The organism is Phenylobacterium sp., from assembly GCF_036495085.1.
Classification (GTDB): domain Bacteria; phylum Pseudomonadota; class Alphaproteobacteria; order Caulobacterales; family Caulobacteraceae; genus Phenylobacterium.
The window spans coordinates 12,768-28,152 of record NZ_DASXNL010000169.1 but is presented as its reverse complement, the minus strand read 5'-3'; the positions used below and the strand labels follow the sequence as shown (position 1 = coordinate 28,152).

Below are 15,385 nucleotides of genomic sequence, written 5' to 3'. Positions count from 1 at the left end.
TAAGGTCGCGGCCCAAGCCCTGCTAGTAGGTCTTGGTCACGCGCAGGCCAAAGGTCCTTGGCGTGTTCATGAAGCCCCGCATCAAGGTCGCCCCGGTCGACGGGATCCGCACGCCGAAGACCGAATCCAGCACCTGCGGGAACTTGGTGCGGAAGTCGTGTTCGTCGGTGAGGTTCTCGCCAAAGAGCGCCAGGGTCAGGCTCCGGTCCTGGCTCGTCAGGGTCGCGCGGCCGCCCCACAGCGTCGAGCCGTCCGTCCAGCCCTGCGGGTTGAGGTCGTTGGTCGTGTACATTCCGGAGTTGAAGTTGACGTCGCCGCGCAGCGCCAGCGTGAAGCCGCCGAAAAGCGGGTCGGTTTCGTACTGCGCGCCAAAGTTGCCCTGCCACTTCGGAGCGAAGGTGGTCGTCCGGCCGGTGAGATCCTGCGTCATCGGGCAGGAGGTCGCAGCGCCGGTGCATGCCGGCAGCCCCGGAGCGTTTTTGTTGTCGGTGAATTTCGAGTCCAGGTAGGCGGCCGCGAAATCGACGCTGACATGCTGTTCCGGCCGGAACTGGCCTTCGAACTCCAGGCCTTGGGCGCGGACGCTGCCGGCGTTGCGCACGATGAAGCTCACGCCGTCAAACGAGCGGTCCTGGAAGTTGTCGAGTTCGGTGCGGTAGGCGGTGACGTTGAGCAGCAGGCGGTGGTCGAGCCAGGTCGACTTCATGCCCGCTTCCCAGTCGGTCGAAGTCTCCGAATTGAAGAGCCGCTTGGCGCCGAGAGCCTGCGCCCCGCCGGCCGAGTTCAGGCCGCCGGACTTGTAGCCCGTCGAGTAGGTGAGGAAAGTCGTGACGGCCGGCGCGACCTGATAGTTCAGGCTGGCCCGCCAGTTCGGCTGTGAGTCCTTGAAGCTGAGGTTGGGCGTGTTCTCCGCAGCGCGGACAGGGGCTGCGGTGGGGTTGGTGAGGGTTTCGACGAAGCTGCCCGACTTGTCGTCGTGCGTCTCACGTGCGCCGAGGATCAGGCTGAGGTCCTTGGTCAGCGCATAGTTTGCCTGGACGTAGCCGGCGTAGCTCTTCGCTGTCTGTTCGAACGCGCCATTGGCGGCGCCGAGCTTCGGGAAGGCGTTGCAGGCGCCGACCAGCCCTGGTGCGGCCGCGCCGATCACGAAGCTGCAGTACTGGCTGCCGAGGTTGAACCGCTCGGTGATGTGGTAGTCTTCGTCGAAATAGTAGAGGCCGGCGACGAAATCGAGTTTGCCGTCAAGCAGGCCCTTGGGTGAGATCAGCTGCAGTTCGTGGCTCTGGGCCTTGCTGGCGAACGAAGCGTCGCGGTTCAGAATGTCGCGCGTGGTGAACACCACATCGCCGTCGCTCTGCTCGTTCTGCCAGTCGCGATAGGAGTCGATCAGCCGCAGCGTGTAGCCGCCCGCAAAGCTCCAGTTGAGGTCGCTGGAGACACCCCACTGCCGGTCGGAGAGGTTCAGGTTGTCGAACTTCTGGTTGGTGTGGAAGCTCGGCGGGAACGACAGGGTTGTCGGGTTGCCGCCCAGGCGCGCGGTGTAGGCGGCGATCTGGCCGGCCGTGGCGGTGGACGTGTCCACCTGGTTGATCAGCACGCCGTCGCCGCTCGTGTGGGCGTAGTCGACCCGGCCGATCCAGGTCAGGTCGGCGGTGGGCGTCCATTTCGCCGACAAGCGGCCCTCTGCGGTGCTGTTCTTGCCGTAGGTGTGGCCATCCAGCTGGTTCTTGATGAAGCCGTCGGTGGTGTTGGCGAGGGCCGCCACACGGACCGCGAAGTCCTGGGTCACGGGCATGTTGACCATCCCCTCGCCCTGGTAGCTGCCGTAGTTGGCGGCCTGTGCGGCCACCCGGGCTGAGAAACCGGAGGTGGAGGGCGCATAGGTATGCAGCGAGACCGCACCGACCGTGGCGTTACGGCCGAAGAGCGTGCCCTGGGGACCGCGCAGCACTTCGACACCTTCGACATCGAGGAAGCTGGACAGGATGGCGCCTGGGCGGGGGATGTAGACCCCGTCGATGTAGGGCGCGACGCTCGGATCGATAGCGGCGTTCGAACTTGCGCCGAAGCCGCGGATGCGTACGGCGATGCCGGAGGCCTGGGCGATGGAGTCGAAGCGCAGGTTCGGCATGATGCGCTCGAGATCGACGGCGCTCTGAACGCCCTTCGCCTCCATCTGCTTGCTTGAGGCGGCCATGATCGAGAGCGGCACGTCCTGGATATTCTCAGCGCGCTTCTGGGCGGTCACGACCACTTCTTCGACGGCCCCAGCCGCAGCGCCCGCATCGGGCGTGGCGTCGGCGGCTCGGGCGAGCGCCGGCGCCGCGCAGGCGACGAGCACCATCCATGAGGCGCCAAGGCGCCAGAAGTTACGATTCGACATTGTTTCCCCCTAGGCCCGCTGGGGCCCTGTTTGTGGATTGGAGTTACGAAAGCGGCCGCTGAGCCAGAAGACGCCAGCGGCGAAGAGTGCGAAGCAGGCGGCCACCTGCAGCGCAGCTTGGAGACCCAGGCGATCGGCCAGGGCGCCGGTGACGGCGGGGCCGGGCGCGAGGCCGATGAGATTATTGGCAAGTGTCAGGACTGCGAGCGCCGCGCCATGCAGGAGCGGCGGCGTCCGGTCGGCGACGACCGCCCCGGCCGGCCCGGTGGTCCCGCCGGCGCAGAAGAGGCCGATCACCGCACACAGCGTCTGGAGCGCGCCGTGGGGCAGAAGAAGGGCCGCTTCGAGCAGGACGAATGTCGAAAGGCCGAGGGCCGCAGCCAGCGCGGGGCGCCGCTGTGGCCGCGCCTTCGACAGGCGGTCGCTCAATCCCCCCCAGACCACCATGCCTACGCCGCACGAGAGTAGCAGGACGGCGGCCGTCGAGGCCGCTGCGGCTGGTGACAAGGCGTATTGGCGGTTCAGATAGCTGGGCGCCCAGGCGGTGATCGCTCCGAGAACGAAGAGCTGCAGTCCGCTGGCGATGTACGTCAGGACAACGCCGGGATCTCCGAACAGGCCCCGGAGCACGCCGGGCAGGCTGAAAACGGACGGCGACGAGGCCGATTTGACCTGCGAGGCGGGCCGGGGCCTGTCGCGCACGATCAGGACGTAGCCGACCACCAGCGCAAGACCTATGCCTCCCATGACGTTGAAGGACCCGCGCCAGCCCATCTGCGCCGAGACAGCGCCGCCCAACACGAGGCCGATGAACGAGCCGAAAACCCCGCCGGCCATGAAGGCGCTGGTGATGGTGGCGCGCATGGTGCGCGGGAAATAGGTGAAGACCACGGCCAGGCCCACGCTGCCGTAAGCGGCCTCGCCAACGCCCAGGGCCAGGCGTGCGAGCAACAGTTGGCCGTAGCTGGCGGCAAGCCCGCAGGCCAAGGTGGCCACGCTCCACGTGAGGGCCATGGCCGCTACGGAGCGCGCGCGTCCGACGCGATCGGCCAGGAGCGAAAACGGGAAGGTCAGAAGCCCGACCATCAGGGCGACGACGCCGCCCAGAGTACCGAGCTGGCTGTCGCTCAGCGACCACTGGACCTTCAACAGCGGAAAGACCGCTGCGAGGACCTGGCGCGACATGTAGTCCGACAGGAGCAGCGCGAAGGAGACGCCGAACACCAGCCAGGCGCGCGTTGTTGGGCGAGCGGGACTTTCGTCCGCGCTGACCGTGTGGCCGATCTCGATGCTTCTTGCGGTCATCGCCACAGCAGCGTCGCGGCGAGCACGAGCCCTCCGATCCAGACAGTTTCGGTGACGATCAGCGCGACCGGGCGCCAGCCGACCTTCACCAGGGCTCCAAACGACGTCTTCATTCCGAGCCCCGCCACCGCCGCCACGAGGCACCAGCGCGAGAGGGCGGACGCCGCGTCGACCGCGGCCGGCGGCAGCAGCCTGAAGCTGCCGGCCGCGACCAGGACCGCAAAGCCCAGTAGGAAGAGCGGAAAGGGTAGTTTGCCGCGCGCTTCGCCGCTTCGGGCGGCCGTTCCGCGCCAGGCAAGGCCGAGCACCAGGACTGCGGGGAGCAGCAATGCGACCCGTAGCAGCTTCACGTAGGTGGCGATGTCGCCGGTCTGTGGCGAGACGGTGTAGCCGGCGCCCACGACCTGGGCGACATCGTGGATCGTACCGCCCAGGAAGATGCCGGCTTGCGCGTGGTCGAGACCCACGAGGGCCGCAATCAGCGGGTAGGTGATCATCGCAATCGTCGACAAGGCCGTGACGGTCACGACGGCCAGGATCGTGTCGCGCTCGCTATCCTCGGTCTGCGGAAGGATCGAGGCGATGGCCAGGGCGGCCGAGGCCCCACAGATGCCCACGGCCCCGCCGGTCAGGACGCCGAACGCGCGGCTTTGTCCGAACCGCTTCGACGCCAACGCGCCCAGGCTGATGGTGCTGGTGACGGCGACCAGCACCGTAACGAGGGGCATCACGCCCAGACCCAGGATCTGGCCTGCGGTGATTTTCGCGCCAAGCAGGGCTACGCCCACCCGCAGCACCGATTTCGAGACGAAATCGATCCCGGCGACGCAACGCCCCTCCTGGTGCAGGAAATTGAAGGCCATGCCGAACAACAGCGCGAACAGCATCACCGGGACGCGGTAGTGCTGGGAAAGCCAGGTCGCGGCGAGCGCGATGGTCAGTGCGGCGAGCAGGCCGGGGTAGACGGCGAACAGCAGCGCGCGCGCGCCAGACCCGGGTTTGCGGTGCGTGGCCGCGACGCCGAGGGGAAGGCCCTCCATCGCGCCGAGCGACTGGGTGAGGCCGGCGTCGGTCGGCGCGCCTGCCAGGACGTGAGTTGCGCTCAAGCGGCGCCCTCGCGGTCGAGGGCGTGCAGCAGCTCCAAAGCGCCTGGCCAGGGCCCGAAGCCGGCGGCCGGATTAAGGTGTCCGACCTTGCCCAGTTGGACGAGCTGGCTTGACCAGGCGCGGGCGAGATCCTCCGTGCGGTCCGCCGCGGCCAGGGGATCGTTGCTGCTGGCTGCGACGATGCTGGGGAACGGCAGCGGCGAGCGCGGAAGCGGCAACCAGCCATTGGCCTGAAGGTCGGGCAAGGTCGGATAGCCGGCGGGCAGCGGGCGCTCGATGTCGGCCGGCGTGGCCAGCAGCGCACCCTTGATCGGGCGGTGATGCTGTTGGGCCCAGTGCGCCACCATCATGCAGCCCGCGCTGTGAGCGGCCAGGACGACCGGCCCCTCGATCGCGGCGATTGCGCGGTCGAGGGCCTCGATCCGCGCCGCGCAGCTGAGCTTGTCGTGCTCCAGCGGCGCGACGGTTCGCGATCCGGGAAGCTCCGCTGCGAGCAGCGTCTGCCAGTGTTCCGCCACGTGGTCGCGCAAACCCGGGACGAACAAGATCGTCGAGCGCATCGCGCCCCTTTCCTTAGTCATGGTTGAGATTCCGCCGCCGCCCTACGCGTGCAGCAGGAAGCCCTTCTGGCCAGGCTCGCGGTTCGGCGCGAAGCCGTTCTTCGCCAAGGTCTCGTCGACGCTCTGGTAGAACTCGCCGATGCGGTAGATGCGCTTGGCTTCCTTGCCGGTGGCGATCTCGCGGCCGAACTCACGCGAGATCCGGACCAGCTGCTCGACCTGTTCGACCGAGCTCATCTTGTTGCGCTTGTCCTGGGTCCACAGGTTGTCCTCATTCCCGCAGCGGACGTGCAGGCCCATGGCGATGGCCATCATGTTCAGCGGCAGGACGTGGCGCATCGAGGATTCCAGCGTCAGCACCGCTCCATCCGGAACCTGCCGGATGAAGTTCATCATGGTGTAGGGGTTGGGCGCGTCGAACCCGCCACCGATGGCCACCCAGGTGAGGATCAGCGGCCCGTAGAACTTGCCCCGCCGCATCATGCGCTCGACGGTTTCGAGCTGGCTGATGTGGCCGAACTGGAAGTGAGACTGGACACCGTTGGCTGACAGCCTGCGGACGTGCTCCTCGAGCCAGCCTGGGCCGGCCGGGATGGTCATCTCGCGGTAGGCTTCGTAGAGCGCCGGGTCCTCGAACGAAGTGCCCTTGTAGTCGTCGGCGTCCATCAGCTCGACGATGTTGAACTGGCTGGTGTTGACGGCGACCGTCACTTGGTCAGGCCGCGGCTGCAGCTCCGCCAGCATGTGGCGGGTGTCGTCGGAGAGCCACTTGGCCGCCTCGCCCTCGCCCTCGGGCGCAAAGGAGATCGAGCCGCCGACCTGGAGGATCATGTCCGGCACGGCCTCGCGCAGACGCGCTAGCAGTTCGTTGAACATCGACAGGCGCTTCGAGCCCGTGCCGTCCAGCTCGCGGACGTGCATGTGGAGGACGGTGGCCCCGGCGTTGTAACAATCGACCGCCTTCTGGACGTGCTCGTCCATGGTCAGCGGCAAGTCCTCCGGGAAGTCCGACATCACCCACTCGGGGCCATAGGGCGCGACCGTGATCACCAGGTCTTCCTGGTTCTCCGGAAGCAGCGAGTCGTCGAGGAAGTTCATCGTAGCGTCTCCTTGTGGAGGGGTGTCGTATGGAAAGGTGTGCTGGGCGGCGCGGTCAGAACGGCGCGTCCCCGACGATCCCGGCGCGCTCCATCTTGCGGACCGCCGGCCAGTAGTCCTGGACGGCGTAATGCTGGGTACAGCGGTTGTCCCAGATGGCCACGCTGTTCGGCGTCCAGCGCCAGCGGACCTGGTACTCAGGGATCGCGGCGCGGCCGATGAGGTAGGCCAGAAGGTTCGCGCCGCCGGGCGCGTAGTCCTGGCCGAAGCGGACGTTCTTCGGCGTGTGGAAGTTCACGAAGTGCGTCGCGAAACCGCTGACGAAGAGCACCTTCTCCCCGGTCTCGGGGTGGGTGCGCACGACGGGATGTTCGGCGTCCGGGAAGCGCGCCTTCAGGGCGTGGCGTTGTTCCACGGACATGGCCGCCCCGAAGGTGGACTCGATCGAGTGGCTCGCCCGCAGGGTTGCGATCTGGTCCTTGATGTGGGGCGGCAGGTCCTCGTAGGCCCGGGCCATGTTGGCCCAGATCGTGTCGCCGCCGACCGCCGGACCCTCGATGCATCGCAGGACCGCGCCCATCGGGGGCGCCTCGCGCCAGGTCGCGTCGCAATGCCAGGCGTTCTCGTAGTGCTCGGGCGGGCTTTCGAGGTTTTTGTAGATGCGGACCAGGCCCGGGTGCTCCGGATCGCTGCCGACGACCGGATGGTCCTCCAGCGCGCCAAAGCGGCTGGCGAAGGCGACGTGCTCGGCCCGGCTCATGGTCTGGTCGCGCAGGAACAGCACCTTGTGCTGCAGCAGCAGCGCTTTCACCTCCGCGAAGAGGTCGGCGTCCGCCGCCGCATGGGCGAGGTCGAGATTGTTCAGCTCCGCGCCGATGAAGCAGGTCAGTGGCGTGGCCCGGATCGATCCGAGGCCGGTCTTTCGGGGGGCGGTGGTCACGCTGCTGGGCATGGTCCGAACTCCGTGGCTCAGAGGACGAAGATCGAGGAGCCGGTGGTGCGCCGACCCTCGAGGTCCTGGTGGGCGCGCCGGGCGTCGGCGAGTTCGTAGTGCTGGTTGATCTCGATGCGGATGCGGCCGGCGGCGACGTGGCCGAAGAGCTCGCCCGCCAGTTCGGCCCGCTCGGCCGGGTCGGCGATGTAATCGGCCAGAGCCGGCCGCGTTACGAAGAGGGAACCCTTGATCGCCAGCTGCATGGCCTGAATCGGCGGCTGCGGTCCCGAGGCGGTGCCGAAGCAGACCAACAGACCCCGGCGCCTGAGCGAGTCCAGCGAGCCGGCGAAGGTGTCCTTGCCGACGCTGTCGAAGACCACCGGTACGCCAGCGCCGGCGGTCAGGGCCCGCACGCTGGCGGCGACGTCCTCGCGGTCGTAGCGGATGATGTGGTCGCACCCGTGGGCCCGGGCCAGCTCGGCCTTGGCGTCGCTGGAGACCGTGCCGATGACGGTCAGGCCGAGGAGCTTGGCCCATTGGGAAACGATGAGGCCGACACCACCTGCGGCGGCGTGCAGCAGGACGGTGTCACCGGACTGGAGCGGCCAGATCCGCCGCAGCAGGTAAGCCGAGGTCAGGCCGCGCATCATCATCGCCGCGGCGGTCTCGAAGGCGATCTCGTCAGGCAGCTTCACGAGCGAGTCGGCCGGCATCACGCGAGCTGTGGAATAGGCGCCGAGCGGACTGCCGGTGTAGGCGACGCGATCGCCCGCCGAGACATTGTCGACGCCGGCGCCCACCGCCTCGACGACGCCCGCGGCCTCGACGCCCAGTCCCGCCGGCAGCGCCGACGGATAGAGTCCGCTGCGGAAATAGGTGTCGGCGAAGTTCAGGCCGACGGCCACGTGGCGCACGCGCGCCTCGCCGGGGCCCGGTTCTCCCACGTTGACGTCCTCGAGGTTCATCACCTCCGGACCGCCTACCTCGTGGAATCTGATCGCCTTATGCACCCTAGCGTCTCCTCACGGGGTTCCTGCGAACCCTCGTCTCACTGACAAGGAGCTCTAAGGCTTGACGCAACGTCGGTTTTTCATTTGACGACAGGCCATTTTCATTTCACGACAGCCACTTCCGAGGTGACGCATGACGCCGTTCGTCCGCGCAGCCACGCTCTCGAACTATGGTGAGGTCGCCACACAGGTCGGCCTGGATGGCAACGCGATGGTGCGCCGCATCGGCATCGACCGGCGCGCGCTTGACGACCCGGATCTGCAGATTTCGGCCGACAGCGTCGTGGAATTGCTGGAGGCTTCGGCTCAGGCTTCAGGCTGTGAGACCTTCGGCCTGAGGATGGCGGAGTCGCGGCAACTCGCCGACTTCGGCGCGGTGAGTTTGCTGATCACGCACCAGGCGACAATGCGCGACGCGCTGATGACGGTGGTCCAATACCGGCAGCTCTTGAACCCGTCGCTCGTCGTGGCGGTCGAAGAGCATGGCGACGTCGTGGTTGTGCGCGAGGAGCTGCTCGTGAGCGGGAGGCATGACACGCGGCAGGCCTATGAGTTGGCGATAGGGGTCATCTACCGCCTGTTCCGCGCGGTCCTGGGACCGAGGTGGCGGGCGCAGAGCGTGAACTTCAACCACGCTCCGCCTTCAGACCTTGCCATCCATCGACGCGTCTTCGGACCCATCTGCGAGTTCGGCAGCGACTTCAACGGCCTGACCTGCAGTCGCGCGGACATGGATGCGCCCAATCCCACGGCCGACCCGATCCTTGCGCGACATGCGGAGCGCTACGTCCAGACGCTGCCGAACGCCGATCGCCAATCGCTGGCCCAAGAGGCGCAGAAGGCGATCTATCTCCTGATGCCGGTCGGCGAGGCCTCGATCGGCAGGGTGGCGGCCAGTCTGGGCCTCAATGAGCGTACGCTCCAGCGACGGCTCGCCGCCGAAGGCGCCGATTTCTCCGACCTGCTCAACCGGATCCGCCGCGACCTTACGGTCCGCTACGTGTCGAACGAGGGCCTGCCGCTGGCCCGCATCGCGGGCCTCGTTGGCTACGTTCGGCAAAGCTCGTTCAATCGCTGGTTCGCCGCCGAATTCGGCATGTCGCCAAGCCGGTGGCGCGCCGCACGCTCGGCGGCCGCGCCGCCGAGCCCCGCCCTCAATCGGGGAGGCCGCCAGGCGCGTCCTGTGTCGCCTGAGCGTAGTAGTCCGCAATGAATATAAGGATTGCAGCGACCCTCCGGCTCGAGACCGATCTCGAACCGGCCGGTTGAGGCTGGCAATTGCAACCTCCTGCTTCGCGACGCCCGGATCGGACATGGAACCGGCCGGTGGCCTTCAGGGCTGCAGGCTATGGCGAACGCGCTGCCCTGGCCCGATGCGACCCTTGCCAAATTTTATCCAACGACGTTCAGTGAACGGGGGGTTGGTTGCTCATGCGAGCGGGGCCGACCCACCGGGGAAACCACGTCATGAAATCATTTCTTTGCGCCGCAGCCGCGGCGATGGCCTTGTCGATCGCGGGCGCAGGCCTGGCCCAGGCGCAGACCGCAGAGCGTGTCTACGACAACGGCCCGGTCTGGGTGATCAGCCGGGTTGAGACCAAGCCCGGCATGTTCGACGATTACATGGCCTACCTCGCCGGCAAGTGGCGCCAGGTCAACGAGGCCGAAAAGAAGGCCGGCTACGTGCTCGACTACAAGGTGCTGGCGGTCGATTCCCCGCGGGATCACGAGCCGGATGTCCTCCTGATGATCGAGTACAAGAACATGGCGGCGTTCGATCGTCCTCTCGCCGAGAGCGATGCGACCAGCGCCGCCGCGTTCGGCACTGTCGTGAAGAGCAATCAGGCGTTCGCCGCACGGGATTCCTTGCGGACCAACCGCGGCAGCACGACGGCTCGGGAAGTGCGTTTCACCAAATAGCGGTTGGCGGCCGCCGCGCGATCTGGCGGGCGGCCGATCCTACCGACGCGGCTGGTTCAGTCCAAGGCCGGCGGCCATGCCTTAGGTAAGACGTCGCCCTTGAAGCCAATCTGGACGCAGGACAGAGTGGCTGTGCGGTGAGGGTGTCGGCGCTGAATCTGCGGCGCATGGCGCCTGGTCCAGGCGAAGACAGTCGAGAAGTCCCCGGGGACAGCCCCCGGGGGGCAGACCGCCAATCCGCGTCTGGCGAGGCTGATATCTCTTCTCGCCATGCACCAATCGGGCCTCCTGTGACGGATCGCTTGCGATCCAGCCGGGCCCGCCGAGCTTCCTCGCCTTACCCCACAGATCGTAAGCCGCCGGTTCTGGGATAGCGCCGTCGCGCCGTCTTCGAGATCGAGATGATGAGCCTATGGACCTGCGGGCAGGAGGCTGCCACGAACTTCAGAAGGGGCGGTTCTGCGAATCGTCGTGCCGCCAACATGAGGACTGAAATGGGCTACGGGCCGCAGCGCGAGCAATTCGCAAGCGAGGGCTATGCCGTGTTCGAGCGTGCGCTGGAGGGCGAACTGCTCGACTTGCTGCGCGAGCAGTGCGCGGCCTTCGTGGCCCGCGAGGACGCCCGCATGGACGCGGCCGGCGTCGATTCAATGGGCATCAGCCACCGCGGCAAGCGGTACTTCGCCAACGAATGCCAGCGCGAGGCCCCCGCGCTGCGCAGGATGCTGTTCAGCGAAACCATGGCGGATATCTGCCGGGCCACAATAGGCGATGATGCCTACTTCTTCTTCGACCAGTACGTCGTGAAGGGGCCCGAGGGCGGCCTGCCGTTCGGCTGGCACCAGGACAGCGGATACGTGGTCGGGAACGGCGGGCCGGTGGATCACGCGCCCTATCTCACCTGCTGGTGCCCGCTTGACGACGTCACGGTGGAGAACGGGACCGTAAGGGTGCTGCCTTTTTCGCAGACGCCGCTGGCCCGCGACTGGATCCTGCCGCACGAGCGCCAGCCGGGGACCAACGATCTGGTGGGCTGGAAGGGCGATGAAACAGGCGTCGCCGTGGAGGTCCCGGCCGGCAGCATTGTCGCCTTCTCGAGCCACCTGCTGCACGCCACCGGCGCCAACCGCACACCTAACATGCGCCGCGTCTACCTCGCGCAATATACGCCCGAGGTGATGCTCAATCCCGGCACCCGGCGGCTGCGCCGCAATGCCGTGCCACTTCTTCTCGATGGCAAACAGGTAACCCGTGGCTGAAAGTGTCGTCCCCGCGCAGGAGGCTCTCGCGTCAAAGGATGTCCAAGCTGAGCGCCGCCGATGGTGGCTGCTCGGACTGGTGATCACCGCCGGCATACTCAACCTCGTCGACCGCCAGTTGATCTCCGTCCTTAAGCCCCTGATCGAAGTGGACATGGGCTGGAGCGACGCCGACTACGGAAAGCTCGCCTCGCTGTTCCAGTTGTCGGCGGCCCTGGCTTACATTGGCGTCGGCTGGATCGTCGACCGGCTCGGGGTGAAGTGGGCGACGCCGGCCGGCGTGGCGGCGTGGAGCCTGGCGGCCATGGTCCATGGCTGGGCGATGACCATGGGCCAGTTCTCCGCAGCGCGGATCGCGCTGGGCGCGACTGAGTCCATGGGAACCCCGGCATTCGTCAAGACGCTGGGCAGCGTCTTCAGCGCGCGCACCAGGTCCCTGGCGTTCGGCGTTTCCAACGGCGCTTCGTCCATCGGCGCCATCGCCGCGCCGCTGGTCCTGCCGCTCCTCGCCGTGAGCGTGGGTTGGCGAGGCTCCTTCATTTTGGTCGGCGCGCTCGGGTTCGTCTGGGTCGCGTTGTGGATCGGCGTCACTCGTGGTGTCGCCTTCGCCAGGCCCGCGCCCACGGAAGCATCGCCGGGCACGCTGGGCGGCCTCAAGGTCTTGCTAGCCGATCGCCGTACATGGGGCATCGCCGGCGCCAAGGTGTTGTCCGACCAGGTCTGGTGGCTGCTGCTGTTCTGGGCGCCGGACTTCTTCCATAGGGTGTTCGGCATATCGGCAGCTCATCTCGGTCCTCCGCTCGCCGTCGCCTATCTCGGCTCGGCTCTTGGCTCGGTCGCAGCCGGCTGGGCTGCTTCACGCCTGCTGGCGCGCGGCGTAAGCGTCAACGCCACGCGCAAAGGGGTGATGCTGGTCTGCGCCCTGATGGTCACGACCGTTCCCCTGGCGCTCTATACGCACAACCTTTGGATTGCCGCAGGGCTGCTGGCTGTCACGCTTGGGGGCCATCAGGGCTTCTCGATCAGCATTTTTTCGACCATCGCCGACATCACGCCGCGTTCGCGGATCGGTTCGGTCACCGCCTTCGGAGCCCTCTGCGGAAACCTGGCCGGCATGGGCATCGTCTTCCTTGCGGGACAGATCCTGACCGCGGGCCTGGGCTACGCGCCGTTGCTGGCCATCGCCTCAGTCTCGTATCTCCTCGGCCTGGCTTGGCTGCACGCCTGGGTGCCGAAGCTTCAGCCACTGCCTGAAGTGGAGCTCGTATCGCTTTGAGAAACGCTGCATATCGATGCATTGCGACGTAGGCCAGTCTGCGTAAGATGGCCCTTGAGTCCACGACCACCGGAAAGAAGCGGGCTGGACGAACTGGGGGAGGGAAGGCGGCCCAGCCGCTGCAACCTCGATAACACGAAGCGCGCACTGGAAGTGATCCTTCCAGGCCCCGGCCTTGCGCCGGGATCGTGGCGAACCCTTCGAGGGGCCGCGGGCGAACAAAACGAAGGGGATAGTGAGTGCATACCGACCCATCTCGGACGAATTCGGTCCGCCGCCGACAAGCATGGCTAAGAGCTCTTCTGGCTGGCGCTGCAGTCATCGGGGCCGGCCAAGCCGTCGCCGCCGAGGCCGGCGCCGCCAACTCGACGGTCGAGGAACTGACCGTCACCGCCCGCTTCCGCGAAGAGTCGCTGAACACCGTTCCGATCGCGATCAGCGCGCTTAACGGCGATCAGCTCGCGCGCAAGAACCTTAACAACCTGCAGGACATCGCCCAGTCGGTGCCGACGGTTGATTTCCGCACCGGCGCCTCCAACAAAGACCGCACGGTGTTCGTCCGCGGTGTTGGTACCATCACGACTTCGCCTGGCGTCGAGCCATCTGTCTCCACTGTCATTGATGGCATCGTGCTCAGCCGTCCGGGCCAGTCGACCCTCGACCTGTTGGACCTGGAGCGCATCGAGGTGCTGCGCGGACCGCAGGGCACTCTGTTCGGCAAGAACGCCTCGGCCGGGGTGGTCAACATCATCACCAAAGGCCCGACCGCCGACCTCCATGGTTATGTGGACGCTTCCTACTACGAAGGCGACGAGACCCGCCTCAAGGCTTCCGTCTCAGGGCCCCTGATCGCCGGCAAGCTCAACGGCTTGATCTCGGCGGTCACCGCCAGCTACGGCGGCAACGTCGACGACGTCCTGCGTAACTCCAAGATCAACGGCTACACGCACCACGGCGTGCGGATGCGGTTGGAGGCGACCCCAACCGACGAGCTGACCCTGAATTTCGGGGCCGACTACGCCGACGGTAAGGAAAGCGCGCCCAATGGCGTCTTCTCCTCGACCAACCGGGTGGCCTATCCGACCAACGTCGTGACGCCCAACCCCGCGCTCGCGACCCTGTTGGCGAGCTATGGCGTCACCCCCGGCGCCGACAACAAGTCATCGGTGGCGAACATCGGTTCGACAGTGAAGGACCGCAACTACGGCGCCAATCTGCAGGCCGACTACAAGCTGGGTGAATTTGTGCTGACCTCGATCACCGGCTACCGGATCTGGAAGAACCACCAGGTCCCGGACTTCGACAATCTGCCGGTGGTGACCGCCGCCTTTCCTGACGTCCGCGACGATGGTTTGGTGGACTCCAACCAGACATCCCAGGAATTCCGGATCACCTCGCCTAAGGGCGGCTTCTTCGATTACGTAGCCGGCGCCTACTATCTCCGGGAGGTCACCGACGAAGTATACCGCCGCGACCTTATTCGCCTGGTCGGAGCCGCCCCAGTCTCCGACTTTGGGCTCGCCGACTACGGGATCAAGTCGACCAACATGGCGCTCTACGGGGAGGGCAACTTCAACATCACCCCGGCGTTCCGCGCCATTCTGGGCGCGCGCGCGATCCGCGATGAGTTGTCCTACTACCATACCCGGGTCGCCTCGACCGCGGTGGCTCTGACCGGCATCCGGCCGTTCCACTCGAGCGAGGGGTCCACCACCGACGACAACTGGAGCGGCCGCGCGGGCCTGCAATACGATCTCAACGATCACTCGATGATCTATGCGACCTATTCCCGTGGATATAAGGGCCCGGCCTACAACGTCTTCTTCAACATGCAGGCGATCGACGAGATCGCGCTCCAGCCCGAGACGTCCAACTCGGCCGAAGTCGGCATCAAGGGCAGCCTGCTGAGCGGCAAGCTGTCCGGCGCGCTGGCGATCTTCGACACCAAGTTCGATAACTACCAGGCGAACTTCACCGACACCGTCGCCGGCGGCCTCGTCACGCGCCTGATCAACGCCGGTAAGGTCTCTTCAAAGGGCATTGAAGGCGACTTCAGTGCGCGGCCCATCGACGGCCTGGACCTGGATCTCTCCTTCGCGCGGACCGATGCCAAGGTCGATGACTTCACCTGCCCGGTCGGCTCACCGGTAAGCTGCAACATCAACGGCCAGCCGCTGCCGTTCGCTCCGAAGCTCAAGGTCCACGCGGACGCCAACTACACCACCCGTCTGACCAGCGACTGGGACCTCCAGTTCTCCACCGACTACACCTGGAAGGACAAGACGCAGTACTCCCTTTCAGAGACCCCGGACACGATCCAGCCCGCCTACGGAATCTGGAACGCCGGCGTCGCACTGCTGGGGGCGAACAACGGCTGGCAGCTGCGCGGTGTCGTGAAGAACATCACCAACCAGCACTACTCGCCCTATATCGCCTACGGCTCGGTCGCCGGGGTCGCCCGCTTCGTGCCGCGCGACGACGACCGCTATTGGGGCGCGACCCTGCGCAAAGACTTCTAGAAAATCCCGAGGAAC

12 protein-coding genes are annotated in these 15,385 nt (G+C 66.5%); 5 read left to right on the top strand and 7 right to left on the bottom strand.

What is annotated here, in order from left to right; genetic code table 11:
- Positions 1–22: 22 nt before the first annotated feature.
- From VGI62_RS18420 to VGI62_RS18390, 7 genes are read right to left on the bottom strand one after another with little or no spacing between them, the layout of a single operon-like run.
- Entirely contained in the window at positions 23–2,383 is a 2,361-nt protein-coding gene (locus VGI62_RS18420; RefSeq protein ID WP_331506007.1) for a TonB-dependent receptor, read from the bottom strand.
- A 9-nt stretch (positions 2,384–2,392) separates the two neighbouring features.
- Positions 2,393–3,688 carry an MFS transporter gene (locus tag VGI62_RS18415; protein WP_331506006.1) on the bottom strand — a complete coding sequence of 432 codons (1,296 nt, stop codon included), beginning with the start codon at positions 3,686–3,688 and terminating at the stop codon, positions 2,393–2,395.
- Positions 3,685–4,794, bottom strand: coding sequence for a YeiH family protein (locus VGI62_RS18410; RefSeq protein ID WP_331506005.1), 1,110 nt, complete (start codon positions 4,792–4,794; stop codon positions 3,685–3,687). The genes VGI62_RS18415 and VGI62_RS18410 overlap by 4 nt, the downstream gene beginning before the upstream one ends.
- A complete protein-coding gene (locus tag VGI62_RS18405) occupies positions 4,791–5,375 on the bottom strand; it encodes an RBBP9/YdeN family alpha/beta hydrolase (RefSeq protein WP_331506004.1) in 585 nt (194 codons plus the stop codon). Before VGI62_RS18405 ends, VGI62_RS18410 begins: the two co-directional genes overlap by 4 nt.
- Before the next feature lie 21 nt (positions 5,376–5,396).
- The gene (locus VGI62_RS18400; RefSeq protein ID WP_331506003.1) at positions 5,397–6,452 is read right to left on the bottom strand and encodes a 3-keto-5-aminohexanoate cleavage protein; all 1,056 of its coding nucleotides are present in this window, start codon (positions 6,450–6,452) and stop codon (positions 5,397–5,399) included.
- A 55-nt stretch (positions 6,453–6,507) separates the two neighbouring features.
- Entirely contained in the window at positions 6,508–7,404 is an 897-nt protein-coding gene (locus VGI62_RS18395; RefSeq protein ID WP_331506002.1) for a TauD/TfdA dioxygenase family protein, read from the bottom strand.
- 17 nt (positions 7,405–7,421) lie between these two features.
- Entirely contained in the window at positions 7,422–8,396 is a 975-nt protein-coding gene (locus VGI62_RS18390; protein ID WP_331506001.1) for a quinone oxidoreductase, read from the bottom strand.
- A 133-nt stretch (positions 8,397–8,529) separates the two neighbouring features.
- Between VGI62_RS18390 and VGI62_RS18385 the strand changes: the two genes are divergently transcribed.
- The 5 genes from VGI62_RS18385 (at position 8,530) to VGI62_RS18365 (ending at position 15,370) form a co-directional block, all read left to right on the top strand.
- Positions 8,530–9,609 (top strand): AraC family transcriptional regulator, encoded by a 1,080-nt coding sequence (locus VGI62_RS18385; RefSeq protein ID WP_331506000.1) that lies wholly within the window; start codon positions 8,530–8,532, stop codon positions 9,607–9,609.
- Between the two features lie 254 nt (positions 9,610–9,863).
- Positions 9,864–10,316: a hypothetical protein gene (locus VGI62_RS18380; protein ID WP_331505999.1), complete on the top strand. Its 453-nt coding sequence runs from the start codon at positions 9,864–9,866 to the stop codon at positions 10,314–10,316.
- Positions 10,317–10,810: 494 nt separating this feature from the next.
- Positions 10,811–11,575 (top strand): phytanoyl-CoA dioxygenase family protein, encoded by a 765-nt coding sequence (locus tag VGI62_RS18375; protein WP_331505998.1) that lies wholly within the window; start codon positions 10,811–10,813, stop codon positions 11,573–11,575.
- The gene (locus VGI62_RS18370; RefSeq protein ID WP_331505997.1) at positions 11,568–12,851 is read left to right on the top strand and encodes an MFS transporter; all 1,284 of its coding nucleotides are present in this window, start codon (positions 11,568–11,570) and stop codon (positions 12,849–12,851) included. Before VGI62_RS18375 ends, VGI62_RS18370 begins: the two co-directional genes overlap by 8 nt.
- Positions 12,852–13,090: 239 nt before the next feature.
- On the top strand, positions 13,091–15,370 hold the full coding sequence (locus tag VGI62_RS18365; protein ID WP_331505996.1) for a TonB-dependent receptor: 2,280 nt from the start codon (positions 13,091–13,093) through the stop codon (positions 15,368–15,370).
- Positions 15,371–15,385 lie beyond the last annotated feature (15 nt).